At 51.1% G+C, this 21,240-nt stretch carries 24 protein-coding genes and 1 tRNA gene; 12 read left to right on the plus strand and 13 right to left on the minus strand.

Annotated features, from left to right (window positions below):
* Positions 1-35 precede the first annotated feature (35 nt).
* The 9 genes from JOE21_RS09570 (at position 36) to JOE21_RS09610 (ending at position 7,952) form a co-directional block, all read left to right on the plus strand.
* Positions 36-1,619 (plus strand): copper resistance protein CopC, encoded by a 1,584-nt coding sequence (locus JOE21_RS09570; protein WP_309865270.1) that lies wholly within the window; start codon positions 36-38, stop codon positions 1,617-1,619.
* Positions 1,616-2,254, plus strand: coding sequence for a YcnI family copper-binding membrane protein (locus tag JOE21_RS09575; RefSeq protein WP_309865272.1), 639 nt, complete (start codon positions 1,616-1,618; stop codon positions 2,252-2,254). The genes JOE21_RS09570 and JOE21_RS09575 overlap by 4 nt, the downstream gene beginning before the upstream one ends.
* A gap of 25 nt (positions 2,255-2,279) precedes the next feature.
* Positions 2,280-2,873, plus strand: a complete 594-nt coding sequence (locus JOE21_RS09580; RefSeq protein ID WP_309865274.1) for a DeoR family transcriptional regulator — start codon at positions 2,280-2,282, stop codon at positions 2,871-2,873.
* Positions 2,874-2,918: 45 nt separating this feature from the next.
* Entirely contained in the window at positions 2,919-3,368 is a 450-nt protein-coding gene (locus tag JOE21_RS09585) for a FixH family protein (RefSeq protein ID WP_309865276.1), read from the plus strand.
* A 39-nt stretch (positions 3,369-3,407) separates the two neighbouring features.
* On the plus strand, positions 3,408-4,064 hold the full coding sequence (locus JOE21_RS09590) for an SCO family protein (RefSeq protein ID WP_309865278.1): 657 nt from the start codon (positions 3,408-3,410) through the stop codon (positions 4,062-4,064).
* Positions 4,065-4,372: 308 nt separating this feature from the next.
* Positions 4,373-5,632, plus strand: a complete 1,260-nt coding sequence (locus JOE21_RS09595; RefSeq protein WP_309865280.1) for an ABC transporter permease — start codon at positions 4,373-4,375, stop codon at positions 5,630-5,632.
* A 1-nt stretch (position 5,633) separates the two neighbouring features.
* On the plus strand, positions 5,634-6,317 hold the full coding sequence (locus JOE21_RS09600) for an ABC transporter ATP-binding protein (protein WP_309866062.1): 684 nt from the start codon (positions 5,634-5,636) through the stop codon (positions 6,315-6,317).
* Entirely contained in the window at positions 6,289-6,732 is a 444-nt protein-coding gene (locus JOE21_RS09605; RefSeq protein WP_309865282.1) for a hypothetical protein, read from the plus strand. The genes JOE21_RS09600 and JOE21_RS09605 overlap by 29 nt, the downstream gene beginning before the upstream one ends.
* Positions 6,729-7,952: an ABC transporter permease gene (locus JOE21_RS09610; protein ID WP_309865285.1), complete on the plus strand. Its 1,224-nt coding sequence runs from the start codon at positions 6,729-6,731 to the stop codon at positions 7,950-7,952. Before JOE21_RS09605 ends, JOE21_RS09610 begins: the two co-directional genes overlap by 4 nt.
* A gap of 31 nt (positions 7,953-7,983) precedes the next feature.
* Here JOE21_RS09610 and JOE21_RS09615 read toward each other — a convergent pair whose 3' ends face one another.
* The 11 genes from JOE21_RS09615 to JOE21_RS09665 all read right to left on the minus strand — a co-directional run bounded on the left by JOE21_RS09615 (position 7,984) and on the right by JOE21_RS09665 (position 17,432).
* Entirely contained in the window at positions 7,984-8,733 is a 750-nt protein-coding gene (locus JOE21_RS09615) for a sulfite exporter TauE/SafE family protein (protein WP_309865286.1), read from the minus strand.
* Entirely contained in the window at positions 8,730-9,797 is a 1,068-nt protein-coding gene (locus tag JOE21_RS09620; RefSeq protein WP_309865288.1) for an ABC transporter ATP-binding protein, read from the minus strand. The genes JOE21_RS09615 and JOE21_RS09620 overlap by 4 nt, the downstream gene beginning before the upstream one ends.
* The gene (locus JOE21_RS09625) at positions 9,797-10,645 is read right to left on the minus strand and encodes an ABC transporter permease (protein ID WP_309865289.1); all 849 of its coding nucleotides are present in this window, start codon (positions 10,643-10,645) and stop codon (positions 9,797-9,799) included. Before JOE21_RS09625 ends, JOE21_RS09620 begins: the two co-directional genes overlap by 1 nt.
* Positions 10,646-10,670: 25 nt before the next feature.
* The gene (modA, locus tag JOE21_RS09630) at positions 10,671-11,447 is read right to left on the minus strand and encodes a molybdate ABC transporter substrate-binding protein (protein ID WP_309865292.1); all 777 of its coding nucleotides are present in this window, start codon (positions 11,445-11,447) and stop codon (positions 10,671-10,673) included.
* A 3-nt stretch (positions 11,448-11,450) separates the two neighbouring features.
* On the minus strand, positions 11,451-11,723 hold the full coding sequence (locus JOE21_RS09635; protein ID WP_309865294.1) for a MoaD/ThiS family protein: 273 nt from the start codon (positions 11,721-11,723) through the stop codon (positions 11,451-11,453).
* Positions 11,720-12,484, minus strand: coding sequence for a HesA/MoeB/ThiF family protein (locus JOE21_RS09640; protein ID WP_309865296.1), 765 nt, complete (start codon positions 12,482-12,484; stop codon positions 11,720-11,722). The genes JOE21_RS09635 and JOE21_RS09640 overlap by 4 nt, the downstream gene beginning before the upstream one ends.
* 22 nt (positions 12,485-12,506) lie before the next feature.
* Positions 12,507-13,175, minus strand: a complete 669-nt coding sequence (locus JOE21_RS09645) for a peroxiredoxin (RefSeq protein WP_309865299.1) — start codon at positions 13,173-13,175, stop codon at positions 12,507-12,509.
* Between the two features lie 30 nt (positions 13,176-13,205).
* Positions 13,206-13,958, minus strand: a complete 753-nt coding sequence (locus JOE21_RS09650; RefSeq protein WP_309865302.1) for a HesA/MoeB/ThiF family protein — start codon at positions 13,956-13,958, stop codon at positions 13,206-13,208.
* Between the two features lie 4 nt (positions 13,959-13,962).
* Positions 13,963-15,147, minus strand: coding sequence for a ThiF family adenylyltransferase (locus JOE21_RS09655; RefSeq protein WP_309865304.1), 1,185 nt, complete (start codon positions 15,145-15,147; stop codon positions 13,963-13,965).
* 344 nt (positions 15,148-15,491) lie between these two features.
* Positions 15,492-16,352, minus strand: a complete 861-nt coding sequence (locus JOE21_RS09660; protein ID WP_309865307.1) for a TIGR03943 family putative permease subunit — start codon at positions 16,350-16,352, stop codon at positions 15,492-15,494.
* Positions 16,353-16,367: 15 nt separating this feature from the next.
* Positions 16,368-17,432 carry a permease gene (locus JOE21_RS09665; RefSeq protein WP_309865309.1) on the minus strand — a complete coding sequence of 355 codons (1,065 nt, stop codon included), beginning with the start codon at positions 17,430-17,432 and terminating at the stop codon, positions 16,368-16,370.
* A 251-nt stretch (positions 17,433-17,683) separates the two neighbouring features.
* Here JOE21_RS09665 and JOE21_RS09670 point away from each other — a divergent pair, with 251 nt between their 5' ends.
* Entirely contained in the window at positions 17,684-18,724 is a 1,041-nt protein-coding gene (locus JOE21_RS09670) for a metal ABC transporter solute-binding protein, Zn/Mn family (protein ID WP_309865312.1), read from the plus strand.
* Positions 18,725-18,801: 77 nt separating this feature from the next.
* On the opposite strand, the gene JOE21_RS09675 is transcribed toward JOE21_RS09670, so the two are convergent.
* Positions 18,802-20,082 (minus strand): NCS2 family permease, encoded by a 1,281-nt coding sequence (locus JOE21_RS09675; RefSeq protein ID WP_309865315.1) that lies wholly within the window; start codon positions 20,080-20,082, stop codon positions 18,802-18,804.
* A 193-nt stretch (positions 20,083-20,275) separates the two neighbouring features.
* On the opposite strand from JOE21_RS09675, the gene JOE21_RS09680 reads away from it, so the two are divergent.
* Positions 20,276-20,485 (plus strand): hypothetical protein, encoded by a 210-nt coding sequence (locus JOE21_RS09680; protein WP_309865318.1) that lies wholly within the window; start codon positions 20,276-20,278, stop codon positions 20,483-20,485.
* A 25-nt stretch (positions 20,486-20,510) separates the two neighbouring features.
* Here JOE21_RS09680 and JOE21_RS09685 read toward each other — a convergent pair.
* Positions 20,511-20,572, minus strand: a tRNA-OTHER gene (locus tag JOE21_RS09685).
* Between the two features lie 308 nt (positions 20,573-20,880).
* Between JOE21_RS09685 and JOE21_RS09690 the strand changes: the two genes are divergently transcribed.
* The gene (locus tag JOE21_RS09690; protein ID WP_309865320.1) at positions 20,881-21,192 is read left to right on the plus strand and encodes an ArsR/SmtB family transcription factor; all 312 of its coding nucleotides are present in this window, start codon (positions 20,881-20,883) and stop codon (positions 21,190-21,192) included.
* The last annotated feature ends 48 nt before the right edge of the window (positions 21,193-21,240 follow it).

Raw genomic sequence — 21,240 nt, forward strand, 5'->3', positions numbered from 1 at the left:
GCATTTGTCTTTAGGAGGTGGCTGGGGGTCCGGCTATGAAAAAAGGATTGGCACTTCTGATATGGACGATGGTACTGCTGTTTGCGGTGCCTCCTTCTATCTCTGCTCATGCGGCGCTTTTGGATACCAATCCCTCCGATGGGGAGGTGGTTGCGGCAGCGCCGGAGAAATTGGTGCTTACGTTTAGTGAGGTGCTGGAGCCGGATCGCGGCGAGGTACTGCTCTTTGATTGGAACGGGCATCAAATCAAACTGCCGCAAGGAGAATCCGGTGAACGGACTGCAACGATCACGCGGGAGCTGCCGATGTTGCGGGACGGTACCTACACGGTAGTGTGGAATGTGGTTTCCGCCGACGGTCACCCTGTGGAGGGGAGCTTTTCCTTTTCCGTGGGAGAGGAAAGTGATGAAACCGTTACCATCCCCACCGGTTCCGATTGGGCGCATATAGGGTTGATTCTCTCCCGGTTCGGCGTGGTGGGCCTGCTCCTTGTCGGAGCAGGGATCTACTGGACTGCTTATTTTGCTGCCCGTAGGGGATTGCCGGATTTCGCTGGATTGCTGGGACGGGGACGGCTGTGGGGCGGGGGGGCCATCGTGGTGGGGATGATCCTCAGCATGGTGTGCTACTCCGCTGTCTTGCCGGGCCCTTCTCTGTTTGCATTGATATGGGAAGGTCGTTGGGATTTGGTGTTTCAATCTCCGGCAGTCGTCGTGTTGTTTATACAATTGGTTTTGTTGCTGCTGCTGGCGGTTCCCGATATGACCAATGGCTGGTATCTGGGAGTTTGGGCCGTTTTGGCTGCCTCTCCGGCTTTTGGCGGCCATATCTGGGGGATGGAAAGTTCCTGGACCGCTGCTGCCGTACGAGTGGGCCATCTATGGACTGTCGCATGGTGGGTGGGGGGGCTTAGCTACCTGTTGCTGGCTGGTTGGCATATCAAACGTCATCACCGCTCATGGGACTGGAGCACATTCCGTCCTTTTATGGGGCGGGTGGCCATCGGGGCGGCCCTGCTTGCGATCATCAGCGGGCTGGTGATGGTCGTTCTGCAAACAGATGGAATCTTCGCTTTTACGGCGGGAACGCTCTGGTCTTATCTGCTATGGACTAAAATCGTGCTGACCTTATTGATGCTGTTTCTGGGTTGGGCTCTGTCCCGAAAGTGGTCCCAACGTCCCGCTGTTTTGCCGCGGCTGCCAGTCCGTTTGGAGTGGGTAGTGGGGGTGGGAATTCTCTTGGCGGGAGTCTGGATGAGCCAGTTACCGTATCCGTTGCCGGAACGTCCTCATGTACAGGAACTGCAATCGGAGGAAGCGGCGGTTCCGGCGGAATTGCATATTTCCAGGCTTCATATCGGTACACAAACCCTGACATTTTCGTGGGACACGGAAATGACCGGGGAACCGGAGCGGGTGGAGGTTCGTCTGTACATGCCGGAGCATGAGATGAAGTTGGATCCCATCGAGGCGGATCGGACGGAATCCGGCCGGTATCAGGCAGAGATCCCCTTGAACATGGTGGGCGTTTGGGAAGTGGAAGTACGGGCGACCTTGTCGCAAGGGGAGGAAATCCGCTGGATGGATCGGATATTTGTACCTGGAGGAGGAGTATCGTGAAGCGTTTGATGTCTGTCAGTCTGTTGGCGTTGGCCCTGTTTTTTAGCGTTCCGGCGGTTACTTACGCCCATGTAACGGTGCAGCCGGGTGTCAGTACGACGGGTGCTTATGAAAAGTATACCGTTCGGGTGCCGGTGGAAAAAAAGGTCAACACCACCGAAGTGAAACTAAAGATCCCGAAGGAAGTCCGTGTGGTGTCGGTGATGCCGGTACCGGAATGGGACTATTCCTTGGATCGGAAGGATGGGCGAGTGGCTTCCATCACTTGGACCGCTGCCAAGGGCGGCATCGGGGAACATGAATTTATGGAATTCTCCTTCGTGGGAGCAAATCCCGATAAACCGGGTGAAGTGGCTTGGAAAGCGATCCAGACATACGAAGATGACTCCGAGGTTCGCTGGGTCGGTGAACCGAGTGATAAGGAACCGGCTTCCATCACGGTGATCGAGCAGGGGGAAGGTCACAGCCATGGTCATGACGATCAAGAGGCAAAAAACGAGGAGACGGAAGAACAGCCCTCCGCTGTGGATGAAGAGGAGGAACCTACTGCAGCAACAGGTGAAAATGGGTGGCCCATGGGGCTGGCGGGTCTGGCTCTTCTTCTCTCCATGATCGCCTTGTTCCGTAAACGCTGAAAAACGCCAAAGGAGGGGGATATGGATGTTGCCTCACGAACGGCAGGAGCGGATCCGACAATTGATCCGCCGACACGGTAATATGAAGATCAGTGAGCTGAGTAAAGAGCTGGACGTTTCGGAGATGACGGTTTACCGGGATATTCAACCACTGGTGGAGGAAGGCTTGGTTCAGAAGGTCTACGGCGGAATCACGCTGGTTCAAGGGAATGCCGTCTCTTACGCTCCTTCTCAAAGCCATGGTTGTGTGTTGTGCAGCCGCCAGATCGACCTTCGCTTGGCCTATCGCCTGATTTTATCGGACAACCGGGTGGAGACGGCTTGTTGCAGTCACTGTGGACTGCTTCGCCATCAACAAGCGGAAGGACAGGTGGCCCAGGCGGTGTGTCAGGACTTTATCACCAACACCACCATCAGCGCACGGCTGGCTTGGTTTGTAATGGGAAGTGAAGTGGACGTTCGCTGTTGCAAACCCCAAGTTCTCAACTTTGAACGCTTGGAAGATGCGAAACGTTTTGTTCGGGGATTTGCAGAAGAGGTACTCTCCTTCGAAGAAGCGCTGAACCGGGTTCAACGGGAGATGGAGGGGCATTCCTGCTGTTCCACGGGACAGGAATAATCGTGGAAGCACGTCCATAGATTGGAATGGAAAGGACTCGATAAGATGAAGACCATGCGATGGAAAGGGCTGCGTCTTTTGTTTGTTGCCATCGGGGTGGTGGCGTTAACCGCCTGCGGCAGCTCCACGGATGAGGATCACACCAACGGGCATAGCGATCATGGACAGCAACAAGGAGCTGAATCCGACGTGGAAGCAACCCTGAAGGTGGATGTGACGGTTGAGCCGGAACCTGTGCAGGCGGGAGAAGAGACCGCTGTCCGAGCGGCCATCATCCAGAACGGGGAAGCAGTGGAAGACGCCCATGTCGTCCGCTTTGAAATCGGGCCGGAAGGTGCTTCCGAAGACGAGCGGGAAAAAGTGGAGACTGCATTGGTGGACGGTGTCTACCAAGGAATGTACACGTTTCCCGAAGCGGGTGATTATCAGGTGATGGTTCATGTCACGGCCCGGGGCAGTCACATGATGGATGCCGTAGAAGTGTCCGTACCGTAACTTCAAGACGCCCTTTCCCCATTGAAAAGGGGGATCTCGATGCAAGGTGGACGGCAATGGAGTATTTGGGTGGCACTGGCTGTGGCAGTGATCGTGGTGGGAAGTTGGTGGTGGCTGGACGATTCCCCGCAACCGGTGACCCGAACGACGGATCCGGCCGGAATCAACAGTGAACCCATTCCGGAGTTCTCGTATACTAATCAGGATGGAGAAGAATTTGGATTTTCCGATCTGGAGGGGGAAATCTGGATTGCCAACCTCGTGTTCACCCGTTGTCCGGATGTTTGTTCCCCGATGACGGCCAACCTCTCCCGCGTTCAGGAACGCCTGAAAGAGGAGGGGATAGACGTGGAATTGGTGACATTCAGCGTGGACCCGGTTCATGACCGGCCGGAAGTATTGAAGCAGTTTGGGAGCAACCTGCGGGCTGACTTTTCCAACTGGAACTTCCTCACCCATGATGACCCGGAAGTGATGCATCGGTTCCTGCAATCGGCATTCCGAGCACCGATTAAGGCGTCTCCTGCCACTGACACCGAACCGTTGACGATTGACCATTCCACCCGTTTTTACGTGATGGATCCCTCGGGGCGCATCATGATGACTCACGATGGCCTTCAACCGGACATGGATGCAATTGTACGCGATGTGGCGGCATTGGATGCAGCGGACGGATTCGTAGCAAAGAAGCGTTAATAGGGTTGAAAATAATGCCGTGTGCGAGTTGCACGGCGCTTTTTTTCGTTCTACATGTCCGGTTTGTCACCATTTTGCTCGTTTTCGGGAAGTTATTTAAATTTGTTCAATAATTTTGGATACCCCTATGCCTGGATTGTTATATACTGGTTTTGTAGAGGTTGATCCTTTACTTAGCTTAAGAGATGTTTCAATCCGAGATGGGTCGGATCTGTCGTTTTGACTTTGATACATAGAATGAATCGGGTTTTGGAGTTGGAGGGGGCATTACTTTCGTTGAATTGATTAAAAGGAGGGGATCCGATTCTATGATCCATCCGCATTATATCAAGCAAGAGCTTACGAACCGTTTTAAACGGACGCTGATTGCGGTTTTAAGTGTGGCAATCGGTGTGGCCTTGTTTGTCAGCTTACAATCGTACTCGGAAGGCTATCACCAAGCGTCCCGAGCTCCCCTGACCGAAATCGGAGCTGATATTGTCGCTCAGAGGGAAGGAAAGGTTCCGAAGGATTTTGTCGGCATTGTGTTTCCTCACTCCACGGCCCCTCTTCGCAGTGAAGAGATTCAGTCCATTCAACGGATTCCCGGTGTTGAAAAAACGACCGAAGCACTCTTTTTCTGGTCTTTTGAAGGAGATCAACGCTTCCTGGTCACATTGGGAATCGATCCGGTTACCAACATCGGTCCGGCACGACTGAAAACAGCAGTCCGGGAAGGACGCTTTCTTCGTGAAGACGACAAGAAACACGCCGTCGTCGATACCAGCTATGCCAGCCAGAATCAGCTGGATGTCGGTGACTCCATCCTAGTCAACCAAGAATCCTTTGAGGTTGTCGGGCTGGTGGATACCAGCCGTGTCGGCCAGGTGGCCAACGCCAATGTTTATATCCCCATCGAGGAAGCACAACAGATGACTCGGGAAGCTCCCAATGTGATTAATCTCTATGAAGTGGAGCCTGACATCACCAACCTGTTGTTTGTAAAAGCCAACCCGCAAGACGCTCCGCAAGTCTCATCTGAAATCGATCAACTTTTGGGCAAGCATGCGTTGGTAACGACTCCCGACTCGTTTGAAGAGATTTTGGGAGCCACTTTTCAATTGGTCGACCGATTTGGCGTCCTGGTCGGTTTGGCCGGATTGTTTATCGCTCTTGCCAGCTTGCTCCGGACGGTGTCATCAAACATTTGGGAACGAAGGCAGGAAATCGGGTTAATGCGATCCATTGGATGGAAACGCCGGGAGATTACCATTCAATTGTATACGGAAACGATGGTGCTTACCTGTTTGGGATGGATGGTTGGGATCTTTCTCGCCTGGGTTATTTCTTGGGGGCTGGGTACGCAAGAAGTGACGGTGCCCGTTCCATGGGAATTAAGCCCGACGCCTCATTTTTTAGGGGACGGAGCAGAGGAAATGGCGATCACGGTTCCGATGGAAGCAAATATAAGCCCGTCTATTACACTCTTGGCGCTGGTCCTATGCGTGGCAGGGGGAAGTATTGCCAGCTTGTTGTTAGCCCGTCGTATCTCCAATATTAAACCGGCGGAGGTGCTAAAAAGTGAGTGAAATGTTGAAAGCGGAACAGCTGACAAAAACATACGGATCCGTCACTTCAGTGGATCAGGTGGACTTGACGATAGAAAGAGGAGAATTTTTAGCGATTCTGGGCCGGTCGGGTTCGGGGAAAAGTACGCTGTTATCCCTTTTGGCGGGCTTGGAAAGTCCCGACCGAGGGGAGATTACCTTTTTCGATCAGTCGATCACTTCCTTGACAGAAGATGAGCTGGCTCTTTGGAGACGGGATAACATCGGACTCGTCTTCCAAAGTTTTAATCTGATTCCCACCCTGTCAGCGTTGGAAAATGTGTGTTTTCCGCTGTATCCTGAAAAAAATATCTCCGTGGATCAGAGGCGGAAAAAGGCACAGACTTGCCTGGAACAAGTCGGGTTGTCTCACCGAAGTGATCACCGGCCCGGCCAGCTCAGCGGCGGGGAACAGCAACGGGTTGCGATTGCCCGCTCGTTGGTTAACGATGCTTCTATGATTCTGGCCGATGAACCGACGGGGAATTTGGACAGTAAAACCGGTGATGAGATCTTGCAGTTATTTCAGCGGCTTCAAAGAGAAAACAATGTGACATTGGTAGTGGTTACGCACGATGAGGCTCATGTGGCAGCTGCTGCGGATCGTATCATTCGTATGGAGGATGGGAGGGTGATCGATGAATGGACGAACGCAAAGGCCAATTAGTCTGATCCTGATGGTTGTCGTTCCCGTTCTCCTTCTGATGGCATGCAGCCAGGAGAGTCAACCGACAAAAACATCCCTTGACGAAAAAGATGTCGTGGTATTGTACCTGGATCACCCTCCTGTACAAGGGATCCTCGACGATGTCAAAAAAGTGATGGACCGCCACCAGATCGATGCCCATTTTTTCACCATGGACTCCGAGGAAGGGAAACAGATCGCGGAAGAACGCGACCTTCAGGGGCATACCCCCATTGCCATTTGGATCAATGGAACGATGGAACATGAGGTGAATGGGAAAACCGTCACCTTTTACAGTTTTCCAGAAGGGTCCGGCTCATTTATGGTAGAAAACGGTCAATGGACGATCGACGACTTGGATCAGGTGCTGAGTGAAATCAGTGGGGATGCAAAATGAAAAACTATCTGTTTTCTCAGTTTCAACACCGGATGTGGAGAACGGCAGGGGTAATTGCAGGGATTGCCTTGGGTACGGCTTTATTTATCACACTGACTGTGCTGGGACGCGGATATCAGGAATCAGCCAAGCTCCCATTAAAGGGAGTGGAGTCCGATATGGTCATTACCCGGCCGGCAGAAGGAAACGGTCCCAATCAAAATACACGCGGCATCCGTATGCCGTTCGGTACGGAGACGATTACCCGGGAGGAAGTTGGAACCATCAGTCGTACGGATGGTGTCGCCCATGTGTCACCTGTTCTTCAATTATGGGATTTTGGTGAAGACAGTTATACCACCATTGCCGGTGTCGATCCGCTGGAAAAAGAGGTGGGTCCGCTAAAAGCGTTGGAAAGCGGGATGGATAAAGGACGAGCCTTTACACCGGGAGAAACTGGTGTGGCGGTGGCAGACCTTCACTTTGCTGCTTTTTATCAGCTTCAACCGGGAGATCCTGTACAGATTGATGGGGAAACTTTTACGGTTATCGGGATTGTGGAAATTCCCAATACAAACCAAACCACTGCCGCCAACCTGTACATTCCTTACGAAGATGCGAAGCGGTTGGCCGGGATGGATCAGGATGACGTAAACCAAGTATATGTGCAGATGGCCGATGCTTCCGATGCGGAGGACATCTCGAAATCGCTTACGGATCAACTCGGGCCGCTAAACGTCATTAGCGAGGATAGTTTGGTTCAAGTGATGGGAGGCGTCGGAAGGATATCCGCCCAGTTTTCGACCATTGCGGCGGCGGTGGGCTTGATCGGCGGGGTACTCCTGGCGTGGTTTTCCTTAAGCGGATTGATCAACGAACGTCGACGGGAAGTCGGGATTATGAAAGCGATTGGTTGGAAAGGAAATCAAGTGATCCGAATTTTTGTTTCGGAAGCTGTGTTGTTAAGCAGTATCGGAGCACTTGTGGGTGTGGGAATCGGTTTGCTCGGTGCCCTCGGTTTACAACAATTACCCTCTCCCGACTTTTCCGTTTCCAACACGACGCCTCATTTGCAGGATCATACGGGGCCGACTGAAGAAGTTTCGTTGCCGATTCGGCTCGACTGGCTCCCTTTTGTTATTGCTTTTTCGGCTGCCATGATCGGAGGGGCTGTGGCCGGTTGGTATCATTCCAAACAGGCGGCCAAAATCAAACCCGCTCAAGTGTTACGGCAAAAGTGAAGAAAAGGGAGAGGGTCACCCTCTCCTTTTTTCATAAAAAGAGAAACGTCACCATGATGATGGCTGCCATGGCCGGAATGCTTACCATCACCCCCCGTAGGATTTGATTCGAAACGCGATTCGTAAATTTCGATCCAATATAAGAGCCGCTCATCATTCCGCCATTCACTTGTAACAGCAGCCAGAAATCCAAATAACCGGCTTGCCAGTAACCCAATGAACCAAAAAATGCGATCGGGATCATGGTCAATAAGGTGGTTCCCGCCGCTTGGCGAAGGGGCAGTCCGATCAGGGACAACAATCCCAACTGGATTAAAGGCGATAACCCGATACCAAAAACTCCGAATAAAAATCCAGTTAAGATCCCCACTCCGCTCAGAGCCGCTATCGGATGACGGCTGCCATCCACTGTCTGAGCGGGTCGATGGTTCATTCTCGTGCGATACCACATGAGAAAAGACGCTAAAAGCAGCATGACAACTGTAAACAGGATCAATACGTCACCCGGAATCAATCGGGCTACCTGAGAGCCGCCGTAAGAACCGACGGCTCCGGTCAATCCGATCACGATTCCGGTTTTCATGTGTACATTTCCTTGGCGGTAATGACCTGCCGCGCCCGAAAGGGTGGCAAACAGGATCGATACCAATGCGGTTCCCAACGCCATGTGCACAGGAATACCAAACAAGGATGTCAGGATGGCAATGATAAACCCGGCACCGCTTGCCCCTACAAATCCCAACAGTAGACCGATGAAAAACATAACTAAAATAAGTGTCATCGTACCGGCTCTACCCGAATGGCCGTAGCTTTAATTTGGGCATATACGGGATTTCCCGGTTTGATTTTTAAATGTTGCAATGCCTGAACACTGATTTTGGCTGTCAACTCCAGGTCCCCCTTCATCACTAATCGCGATCGTCCAGAACCATCTTCTGTGATGTCCAACACGGTTACCGGAAAACAATTTTGAGCCGAGTTTGGATATTTTTTGCTGGAAATAACGACATCGGTCGGATCGATCGTCACCAAAACCTGCCCCTCATTCTCTCCAACCGCGATTAAGGATCCCCCCTTTTCCAGCTGTACAGACAACAAGTTAGGGCCTTTCTTTTTTGCAAACCCGTGATAGGAATTCAACCCGGTAAATTCAGCAACAAATCGACTTCGAGGTCGGCTTTTCAGTTCTTGGAACGGGCCTTTCTGCACAAGCTTTCCGTCTTCCATTACGTATATTTCATTTCCGAAAGTTAATGCATCCATCGGATCGTGTGTCACCAGGATGGACGGAATGGAAGCCGTTTCGAGAATGCTCTTCACCTCTGTTCGAATCAATCGCCGCGTTTGAACATCCAAGGCGGAGAACGGCTCATCCAGCAGCAAAACAGTCGGTTCAATGACGATCGCCCTCGATAATGCGACCCGTTGTTGTTCCCCTCCGGATAAATCGGTTGGATGGCGGTCCAGCAGATGACTCATCTTGCACAGTTCGGCTACTTCCATAACCCTCCTTTTTATCTCCTTTTGTGTCATCCTGCCTCTTGCACGAAGCCCGAACGCCATATTCTCAAACACCGAAAGGTGGGGAAACAAAAGATAGTTTTGAGGAACATAGCCAATGCCCCGGCCTTCCGGTGCGATATTGATCCCCCTGGTTTTGTGGTATAAAAACCGACGGGCCAATTGGACTTGTCCTTCATCCGGCTTAATAAATCCAGCCACCATTTTGAGGAGGGTGGACTTCCCACTCCCACTTGCACCGGCCAGAACGGTAATCCCCTCATGAAAGTTTGTCCGCACTTGTAATCGGAAATCGGCATATCGCTTTTTCACATCTACATACATCACACAAGATCCTTTCTCAAAGTGATGAGACGAACACAAAACATCAAGGTGATACTGATGGTCAACAGTAGTGCAGCCAGAACAATCGCCACTTGCATATCGCTCTGCATAGCTGAATAAATGGCGAGAGGCATCGTTTCCGTTTTGCCGATAAAGCTTCCGGCAAACATAATCGTGGCCCCAAACTCCCCCAATGCGCGAGCCCAGCTGGTCAGCAGCCCAGAAATCAGATAAGGTTGTGCCAGCGGTAGACTGACTCGGGAAAACGTTTGGAACCAATTGGCTCCCAATGAACGGGCCATGGCTTCCATCTCTTGATGGGTGGTTCCAAATCCCGCCCGGGCCGCTCTGATGTAAAACGGAGCGGCAATAAACATCTGTGCGAGAATCACGGCAAGAGGTGTAAATGAAATCGAGATCCCCCATTGATACAGGGGTTCTCCAATGATCCCCCTTCGGCCGAACGCCATGAGCAGACCGATTCCCGCCACCGAAGGTGGAACCACCATGGGGAGATCGATAATAATGTTGACCAGATTTTTGCCGGGAAAGGTGTATCGAGCCATCGCATAAGCCAGCGGGGTACCGAATAAAACGATCAGACCTGCGGATATGGTCGTGGTATAGAGACTGATCTGAAAGGCAGAAACAACATGGGGGCTTTGCAAAGCCATTCGCACATTTTCGACATCAATGGAAAAAAACAACGATAGGACGGGCAGGCAAAGGAAACTGAGCATGGTGAAGGAGCTGACAAAAAGAAAAAAAAACATCCCCAATGGAAGGGAGAACTTTTCAAACCGATGGGTTTCTTGGGGATGTTTGGACGTCATGGTTTCTTGGTTCAACGAGAATCCCTCACTTTTTTATCGGTCAGTACGGCTGAAAATGATGTTTGGCGAGGATTGTTTCACTCTCTTCGCTTTGGAGCCACTCGAAGAACTCGTTTGCTTCTTTTGACGCAGTTGTCAACTTAACCAGGAAATATTCCGGCTGTACGGCGTAGTCGGAGGGGATGGAGAAGGTATGCAAATCCTTCTGATTCTCTTCGTTCAAGGAAGAGCGGTAGGCCATCCCTGCGTCTGCTTCACCCAGACGAACCTTGGTGATCACTTCTGGTTCGCTATGTTCATTTGAAACGAGATTCTCCATGACCGACCGGTAGAAGTGATGGCCGAAATCACCGGATTGTTCCGCATTTTTCAATGCCTGCCGGGAGTACATGCCGATGGGAGAACCTTCTTCCCCCAGGACCAACCGGACGTTCTTTTTCGTTAAGTCATTCATCGAAACAATCTCTTTACTCTTCTCTTTACTCACCAGCACAATCAACTCGGTTTTGGCAAAGGGCAGGTACTGTTGAACCAACCCTTGCTCTTGAAGGGCAATCACATCCGACTCCTGAGCAGCAAACAGTATTTCAGCCGGTGCACGTTGTTCAATCTGGGTTCGCAGCACATGAGTTCCGGCATAATGGAGGATCAGCTTTTGACCGGTCTTCTCTTCATATTGTTGCTTTGCCTCATCCAGAAAGGGAGCAAGGCTGGCTGCAGCGAAAATATGAAGTTCAGCACGGGGTTGTGCTTCCATGCTCCCGCATCCGGACAGCATAATCACAAACAATGCCAGCCATATCCATTTTTTTCTCACCGATCAGCCACCAGCCATCGGCATCAGAATATTCACCCGATCTCCTTCATGGAGAGGGGTGTGATAATCCATCACCATTTCGTCGTTGACGACCATTAAAATCCCTTTCCGGATCGCTTCCTCTTCAATTAATAGTTTTTTTGTCTCTTGATCCAAACGTTTAGAAAGAAATAGGGTTGCCTCCGTCAACGAAGCGCGCATAGGTAGATCCAACGTCAATTCATGGGTGTCCAGCGCATCCCTCAGTTGTCCATTGGCAGAAAAAGTCACCATCATAAACCCATCACTCCTTTGTCCAATTCACCGCAGACAGAACAGTCGGGGTTCCGTATTACTTTGATGTTTTGAAAAGTGGTCGTTTCACCGTTGTAAACCATCAGTTGGTTATAGAGGGGTTGGCCAACCCCCGTGATGATCTTGACTCCTTCCATTGCTGCCAAGGCTCCCATGGTGCCGGAGACTGCACCGATAATGGGAAAGGGCAGTTTCCATTCCTCACTTTGGAACCCCAAGCACTCCAAACACGGTGTTTCACCCGGTTTGATACTCGTCAGATAACCGTCTGCATAACATACGGAAGCTTCAACCATGGGCTTGTTTTGGCGAACGCATTCCCGGTTTAACGCCTTTCGTTCCTCAAAATACGGGGGACAATCAAAAGCGATATCCACCTCAGCCACCATGTTTTCCACGTTCTCTTCATTTACATTTTCTTTGATCGTGACAATCTCAATGGAAGGGGTGAGTTGTTTAATAAAGCGGGATACCGATTCAACAGGGGAAGTTTTCCCGACCGCTTCATATGGGGACAGGATCCACCGATTCATATGTCCTAATTCCGGTACTCCTCCATGGGCAATCACCAGTTTTCCGATTCCGGCCATGGCCAGATAGAGGGCTGTAGGAGAGCCCAGGCCACCTACCCGGGTGACCAAAGCGGAGGCACCCTTGAGCTTTTTTTGAGCGGATTCTCCGAAATCGGGAATCATCATCTGCCAACCGAATTGTTGTTTGTCGATCTCTGTCAACGGAATCATGGTCCCATCTCTCCCTGAGGGCTCATATTTTTTTCTTGACCAGATACCAGTCAGTGACTTCGCAACCTTGGGGACTATCCAGCCGTTTTTTTAGATCGTTCACGTTTTGTGGTGGAGGAACCACAACAGGCTCGTCCCTTTCCCAATTGGCGGGAGCGGCTACCGAGTGTTTGTCAGCCATTTGGAGAGCATCCACCAGCCGCAGGATTTCCTTGATGTTCCGACCGACATTCATCGGATAATAAATGATCGCCCGAATGATTTGTTGTGGATCGATTACAAATACACAACGGACAGTGGCCGTTTCACTGGCATGGTCATGGATCATTCCAAACTTTCTGGCCACTTCGGTCGTCAGATCCGCAATAACCGGGAACGGAATCTCGGTTCCTGTTTTTTCACGGATGTTGTTGACCCATGCCAGATGAGCAGAAAGACTGTCTACACTTAAACCGATTAACTCGACGTTTCTGTCGGCAAATGAGGAGTAATTTTCTGCAAAGGCCAGGAATTCGGTGGTACACACCGGTGTGAAATCAGCCGGATGAGAAAAGAGCACGACCCATTTGTCTCGATAATCAGACAGCGATCGGTCCCCGAAAGTGGTTTTGGCTTTGAACTCCGGTGCACGGTCTCCTATTTTTGGCATCCCAGTCTTTTGTTCATTGAAGGGTTCCATCGGCAGTGCCATCATGGATCATCCTTTCTTTTCTTTAGAATGTTAGGCAATATATACGGGTTTCCCGCATGTTTGACAGTGGTCATTCCGTTTTACTTTGACCTTGTTCGTACGTGAGCTTCTCCCATCAAGTACCAACAGTTGGTTATATAACGGGGTTCCATAGCCGGTTATGATTTTGATGGCTTCCATGGCGGCTAAACTGCCGATGGTTCCCGCAACGGCGCCTAAAATCGGAAAGGGCAGTTTCCATTCAGGACTGGTAAAGCCCAAACAATCCAGACAAGGGGTGATTCCGGGTTTGAGGCTGGTTAGGTAGCCGTCCAGTCCGCACACCGAAGCTTCCACCATCGGTGTTTCTTGACGAACGCATTCCTCATTCAGCAGATACCGTTCCTCAAAAGTCGGGGGACAGTCCAGCACGACATCCACCTGTGAAACCATCGACTCCACATTGGAAGGGTGAACGTTGTCTTCTATCACCACCGTTTCAATGGTGGGATTAATTTGTTTGATATGATCGGATGCAGTGACCGCTGGAGATATTTTTCCTACGGTATCGTATCGGGCGAGGATCATCCGATTCATTTGCCCCATGATCGGTGGACCGCCGTGGGCCAAGACCAGCTTACCAATACCGGCCATTGCCAAAAATAACGCCGCCGGTCCCCCCAAGCCGCCTACACGTGTCACAAGGGCGGACGACTGTTTCAGTTTTTTTTGTGATTCCTCCCCAAACTGGGGAATCATGATCTGCCAACCGAAACGTTCTTTTTCTTCCGAGTTTAAATCCAATCCATCATTCCTCCGTTCCATTTTTCATGGGATAACCTCGATTTTCCCAGTCCAACATCCCGCCCGACAGGCTGAAAACGCGGGAAAATCCACAATCATTTAAAATTTCCGCTGCTTTTAAGCTCCTTTTTCCACTCTTACAAACCAGCATGATTCGCTTTTTCTCAGGAAGTTCAGAGGATCGCTCCTGCAACTCGTCCAATGGAAGGTGCAGGGTTTTAGGGATATGTCCCGACATATATTCTTTTTGCTTTCGTACGTCCACCCAGATCGTTTGCTCGTCACCGTAATAGGAAACGGCATCTTCCAATGCGATTTCAAACGATGATGAGATCGGCTCGGACGCCGTCGATGGGGTGAATCCACAAAACTCCTCATAGTCCATCAGCGCATGAACCGTTGGTTCCTCTCCGCACACGGGACAATCTTTTCTCTTCATGCGGCGGAACTTATAAAATTCCCCGGATAAAACATGGTAGGTTAAGGTATGTTCATCCAGTACAGAATCTAATTGGAGCAGAATTTTGATTGTTTCCAACGCCTGCATCGAACCCATCGTTCCGGCAACCGCACCGACGATGCCGGCTTCGGCGCAAGACGGAACAGTCCCCGGTTCCGGCGGATGAGGAAAAAGACATCGATAACAACCTTTTCCCTTGCGAAATACTTGTACGTGTCCTTCCCATCGCAGGATGCATGCATCCACCAACGGTTTATCGAGAAGGACGCATGCGTCGTTGACCAGATATCGGGTAGGAAAGTTGTCACAGCCGTTGACAACGACGTCGTAGCCGGATAATATTTCGGTTGCATTTTTCGAGGTGAGCCACTCAGGATGCTCGACAACTTGGACTTCTGGATTGACATTTTCCAATCGATGTCGACCGGATTGCGTTTTGGACTTTCCTTGATAATGATCATCGTGCAGGATCTGTCGATGTAAATTGGACAAGTCCACGCGATCCGCGTCAATAAGGCCGATCACCCCCACACCGGCTGCAGCCAAGTAGAGAGCGGCTGGTGAACCGAGTCCGCCGACCCCGACGATGGCTACTTTTGATTCCCTCAGCTTCATTTGCCCGCGAACCCCGATTTCCGAAAGTAAAATCTGCCGAGAGTAGCGCTCCAATTGACTTTTGGATAGGGTTCGGCCGCTATTGGGATTTGATTCTTCTTTTGTTATCTGCAAGTTTACACCCCTTTTCCATACTGGATATCAATAAAATGTAAATCATTGATGATTATAATATCAATTAAATTTCAACAAAATGCAACAAAGAATTTCAATAGATAACGACCTGTATTCGTTGGTAATCTTTCATTTTCTTTTATTATCTCCAATATACCGAATATAATAAAAAATTTTACAAGAGAACTCCTTTTATCATCACGCAGATTCTACCTTTGCATCCCAAGAAAAAAGCAATCACTCATCGAGCGATTGCTTAGGAGGTTGTCCAGGGTATGCCATTTTACCGAGAGAATGACCCTTTTCGACAAAGCGATTTCCTTGATATTTGACAGACTCATTTTTTAGTAATTGGCGTAGACATAGGGATCTTTCGGCGCTTCGATCTCCCGGTATCCGTCCGCTTCCACCAGAGGGACACGGCTTTCATCGATCGTCGTCTCTCCGAGGGGGCCTTTTACTTCGATCCAATCCCCTTCTTTGAGCGTGTCAGAGCCGGGAAAAGAGGCGAACACTCCGATTACACTGGCGTCGGCAGCACAGCAAGTCATGGCGTAGCGGGACACCAGGATGACGTCATCGGGCATGTTGTCCGCCCGAAAGACAAACCCTTTCACCTCGGTTGGTTTACCGCTCAGTTCACTGTTGTACATCTGAATGGTGGTGAGCCGATCGATGTAATGATCGTCATCCAGGGTGATGAGTGGAGCGTTCTTCAACTCTTTGATCAGATCGTCATAGTAGGGATTGACGTCGATTACGTCTTCCTCTGGAGGATCATCCCATGCAGAGTCATCATCGGGCAGGGAGCGGTCGTCCCACTCTTCGCGACTCCGTTCCCCTTGCCGAAGCTCGGTCTCCTCTTTGCTCAATACGCGCTGTTGTGTCTGCATGGCTTCGGGAGAGAGATAGTTGACCCCTTTCTTGGTGGCCATGGAAGCATCCAGGGCGCCAGGCTGGGCAAATAAATAAGTAGCGACGGGCAACAGCAGCATCAGATAGCCCCACTTGCCCACCGGGTGCAGCGCGGGGCTTTTGGCATTCCATACTTGGACCAATCCCAATAACACGAGCAGCACGGTGCCCACCAGGACAAAAGGAAGCAGCCGCGGATTGATGAACAGCCCGATTCGTCCGGTTACGATCAAGGTCATCAGCATCAGGGCGGTCCCAAAACAGATGATGATGCGGAATAATGCGCCCATGTCAAATCCACTCCTTTAAGGCCAAAAGATCATGTACAGTCCCAGTACAACGAGAGTCAACAACGTCGATCCGGCGATAAAGAACAGCATGACATTCCGTTTGAAGGTGCCGGACATCATTAATACATTTTTCAGATCCAGCATCGGTCCATACACCATGAAGGCCAGCAAGGGAGCCGGTCCCATCGCGGTTCGGAAGGAGGCGGCCACAAATGCATCAGCGGAGGAACAGAGGGACATTCCAAAAGCCAATCCCATCATCAGAAGGATGGCCAACCATTCGTTCTGGGCAAAATCGCGGATGGCGCTCATTCCGACAAAGGTTTGAAAGGAGGCGGCAATCAAGGCACCCAACACAAAATACTTGCCCATGTCCATGAATTCAAAGACCGAATGGTACAACGCATGTCCGAAGCGGTCTCCTTTATGGCTGCCGTGATCGTGGGATTCGTGATGATGGGTGTGCTCATGCTCACAGTGATGGTGATGATCGTCGGATGTAGGTTCCGGCTTCAGCACATCTTTCTTGAAAAACCACAGGAACAACGCTCCCATCACCCAGGCAACCCAGGCGGCCAACAATAAGCGGGCGAACGTCATGTCCCATGAATTGCCGAAAGCGATGTATGTGGAGACGATGGTAACCGGGTTGATCACCGGGGCTGCAAGCAAAAAGGTAAAGGCAATGTATGAAGGCAGCCCCTTTTGGATCAGCCGCTTGGTAACGGGAACCACACCGCATTCACAAACGGGCAGCAACAGACCGAGACAAGAAGCGAACGGGATCGAAAGGAAAGGATTCTTGGGAACCCAACGCCAAACGGTCTCTTCGTTGACATAGATGTGAATCAATCCGGAGACCAACACCCCGATCAGGATGAAAGGAATCCCTTCGATAAAGATACTCAGGAAAATAGTAGCCACCGTCTGAACTTGCACCGGCATCTCGGGCAGGGACCACGAGTTCATCCAGTCTTGACGGGCGATGGCGTCGATTCCAAAAAAGATCATGTAAAGAAAGGCGAGCAACACGAACAAACCCGTGAGCTCCACACTGTATCCACGCAACCATTTTAACATGCGCTCCGACCTCCCGTCCTCTGGATTTACTATTATCCTATTGATGATAAACCGGGATCATGCGAAAAAAGAGAGACAAGTTTGCATACCTATCCATATTGTAACGGAAAACACCCATGCTTTTTACCCGTATTTGGTTATAGGAAAAAGGTAGAATCGTAAACATTTCGATTTACACCAAATCGGATTCATTCTATAATAGATGTAGAAAAGTCGCAACGGAGTATTGATTTTGGATGGGAGTGAGAGCTTTGAGGAAGACCCAGTCGTTTACCATTTTATTGATCATTACAGCCATGGTGGTTGCCGGCTGCAGCTCTGGTGAACCGGAGGCGCAATCGGGAGAGAAGCTGTCGATCCATGCAAGCCTGTATCCTCTAGCTGATTTTGCGCAAAAGATCGGCGGCGATCAGGTGGAAGTGACTAACATGGTTCCGGCGGGAGTGGATCCCCACGACTTTGAGCCGACAGCCAAAGAACTGGCCAAAATGAGCGAATCAGATATTTTCCTATACAACGGGGCCGGCTTTGAAGGTTGGATCGACAAAGCCAAACCTCTTTTGGACAGTGAAAAAACGCAGGTACTGGACCTGTCTGAAGGCGTGGATCTGTTGGAGTACAACGAGGAACACGCCCATGATGATGAGGCGTCCCATGAAGAGGATGAACACGCCCATGACGATGAAGCGTCTCACGGGGATGAAGAACACGCCGATGGCGATGAGGCGTCCCACAAGGAGGATGAACACGCTCACGATCACGAACATGGCGATTATGATCCCCATGTGTGGCTGGATCCCAACCGGGGCAAGCAAATGGCGGCCGCCATCCGCGATGCCATCATTGAAAAGGACCCGGACAACCGGAAGATCTATGAAGCCAATTATAACGAGTTGGAATCCCGTTTTGACGAGTTGGACGCGAAGTTTAAAGAAGCGGTAGAGCAGGGGGAAAAAGACACCATTATCGTTTCCCATGCCGCCTTCGCTTATTTGACTGAGCGTTATGGCCTGAAGCAGGTTGCCGTATCCGGTTTGTCACCCTCTGATGAGCCCAGCGCCAAGAAGTTGAAGGAGATCATTGACACGGCGAAAAAGCATGATGTCCACTATATTTTCTTTGACACCCTGGTCAGCGGAAAAGTGGCGAAAACCGTCCAGAATGAGGTGGGTGCCGAGGCACTCGTTCTGAATCCGCTGGAAGGCTTGACGAAAGAGCAGGAACAAGCGGGGGAGGATTATTTCTCCTTGATGAACGCCAATGCCGACAATCTGGCTAAGGCGCTGAAGTAGGCCAAAAAATCACTCCATCGAGTGGAATGAAAAACCCCAGCGAACCAACGAAAGTTGGAAGCCGGGGTTTTTTATTATCAGTGAATCAAGGATCCCGCTACCATGTGGACCAGGAAGAGTCCCGCGATCAGGTAAACCCAGGGGGATACCTGTCGTCGTTGTCCCATCGCCCCTTTTACCAAGGGATAGGCGATAAAGCCCAAAGCCAGCCCGTCGGCGATACTGGACGTTAACGGGATGCAGGCGATGATAAGAAAAGCGGGGAATCCCTCGGAAAAATCGGAGAACGGGATTCGCTGCACGCTTTGCATCATCAGCGCCCCAATCACGATCAGCACAGGAGCCGCTGCATGGGGAGGGATCGCTCCAATCACAGGGAGGATCATCAAAGACAAGCCAAAACCGATGGCCGTCACCAGGCTGGTCAATCCAATACGGCCGCCTGCCGCAATTCCGGAGGCGCTTTCCGCTGATGCGATGACGGGGCTGGTTCCCAGCATGCCGGATGCCACTGTTGAAACAGCGGTGGCTTGGTAAGCGCGCGGAAATTGTTCTGGACTGGGGAGCATGCCATTGAGCAGCCCTATATTTTCAAAGACGACGATCATCGTCATCGAACCTACAGCGGCCCAAAAAGCGACAGATAGCCAGGGGATGTGAAGCTGTCCGACAACCCCGCCCCAAGCAGTCACGTTTGGAGCCGAAGCGGCTTCCCCCGTCACTCCCACAGCCAGCGAGAGGCCGGCGGTGACGGCGATTCCGATCAACAGGGACCCGGTTGTCCTTCTGGCGTAGAGGAGCATCGTCACGACCAGACCGACAAGGGTAATCCAGGCAACTGGACGAGAAAAATCACCCAGGGCGATAAACGTATCCGCGTCTGGTCGAATCCACTCTGCTTTTTGCAGTCCGATAAAGGTGAGAAACAGGCCGATTCCCGCGGTGATGCCGTTTTGCAGCGAAGGGGGAACGGCTTGTGCCCACTTGCGGCCCAAGGGAGTGGTTGCCGCAACCAAAAACAAGATCCCGGACAAGGTGACAGCGGCCAATCCCTCTTTCCAATCCAAACCGAGGGATTGGACCAAGGTATGACTAAAAAAGGCGTTGACGCCCATGCCTGGGATGAGGATGATGGGGGCGTTGGCCCAGAATGCCATCAGGAGACAACCCAGGACGGAGACGGTCACTGTGGCTACGGTACCGGCGTGAATCGGGATTCCGGCATCTTGTAAAATCAGAGGATTGACTACGATGATATACGCCGCGGTAAAAAAAGATGTCATCCCCGCAGTCCATTCCCGTCTCCAGTCACTGCCATGGTTCTTCAGTTCAAAACGGTGTTCCAACCATCCTTTCAATGTGTGTCCATCCTTATGATGTGAACCCTCTCCCACCCATCGTGCCTGACGGCATGACGGAGATATTATACCTGAAGCGGCGGGAAGAAGACAGGGGAAAATGTGGCTGGATGGATTGTTTGCGGTTAAGCGGAAAAGGGACGGGCCTTTTATCATACACTGGGTACAAGACCAGCCGGGGAGGAACCGTTCGATGAAAGTGATGCTGAACCTTTCCTGGGAAGAGTATCAGGCGGCTTACACTTGCATGGAACGCCGTTATCGGGAATGTAGGCGAAAGATACTAGAGGGGGACCGGATGGGGCGCAGCATTCAACGTTACCGGGATGAATCCCTGCTGTTGGAACGGGTGTTGGAGGAATGGAAACAGATAGGACGTAAAAATGACCCCGGAATCCGGTAGGACTCAGGGGTCATTTTTACGTGGATACGGATGGCAGGAGTCGAACCTGCACGCCGTCCGGGTGGGGCGATTTCCTTTTACATCCGCTTGGTGGATCGCAAGGGTTCACCCGGCTTTCCCTTTCCGATCGAAGGAGCCGTGTTTTACAAAAAGATCCGCAGGGTGTAAACAATCGCCAGCCAGCATGGAATGCTCAGGACCGTTGCATTGATAAGGCCGATGACTTGGTTCATGGAACACACCCCCGTTGAATGATTGCTTTCATTATAACGGATCAAAATCGGCTTGGAACCGTTTCCGGTGATTTGTAATGGACCTTTAATGTTCCGGTAACATAGGGCGTTCGTTTAACTAAATGGCTGATAATCGACTTACATTCCACTATACTTAACCATATGGTTGAACAAAATAATGAACATCTCGACAACGTCTTTCACGCCCTTGCTGATCCGACCCGTAGGGAGATGGTTCGCCGACTTGCCCTCGGGGAACGGACGGTGACCGAACTGGCGGCACCGTTTCAAATGTCGCTGGCCGCTGCCTCCAAGCACATCAAGGTCTTAGAGCGGGCGGGGCTTCTCCTGCGAAGCGTTCGGGGCCGCAGGCATATCTGCCGTCTCAATCCCCAATCCCTGGCCGATGCCCATGAGTGGATTCGCTTTTACGAGCGTTTCTGGAACGAGCACGGATACGCTGAAAACCGGTAACATCCATGCGTGCAGGTGAACGAAATAAAGCAGTGAAGGGTATCAGAG

It is taken from the genome of Desmospora profundinema (assembly GCF_031454155.1).
Lineage (GTDB): Bacteria > Bacillota > Bacilli > Thermoactinomycetales > DSM-45169 > Desmospora > Desmospora profundinema.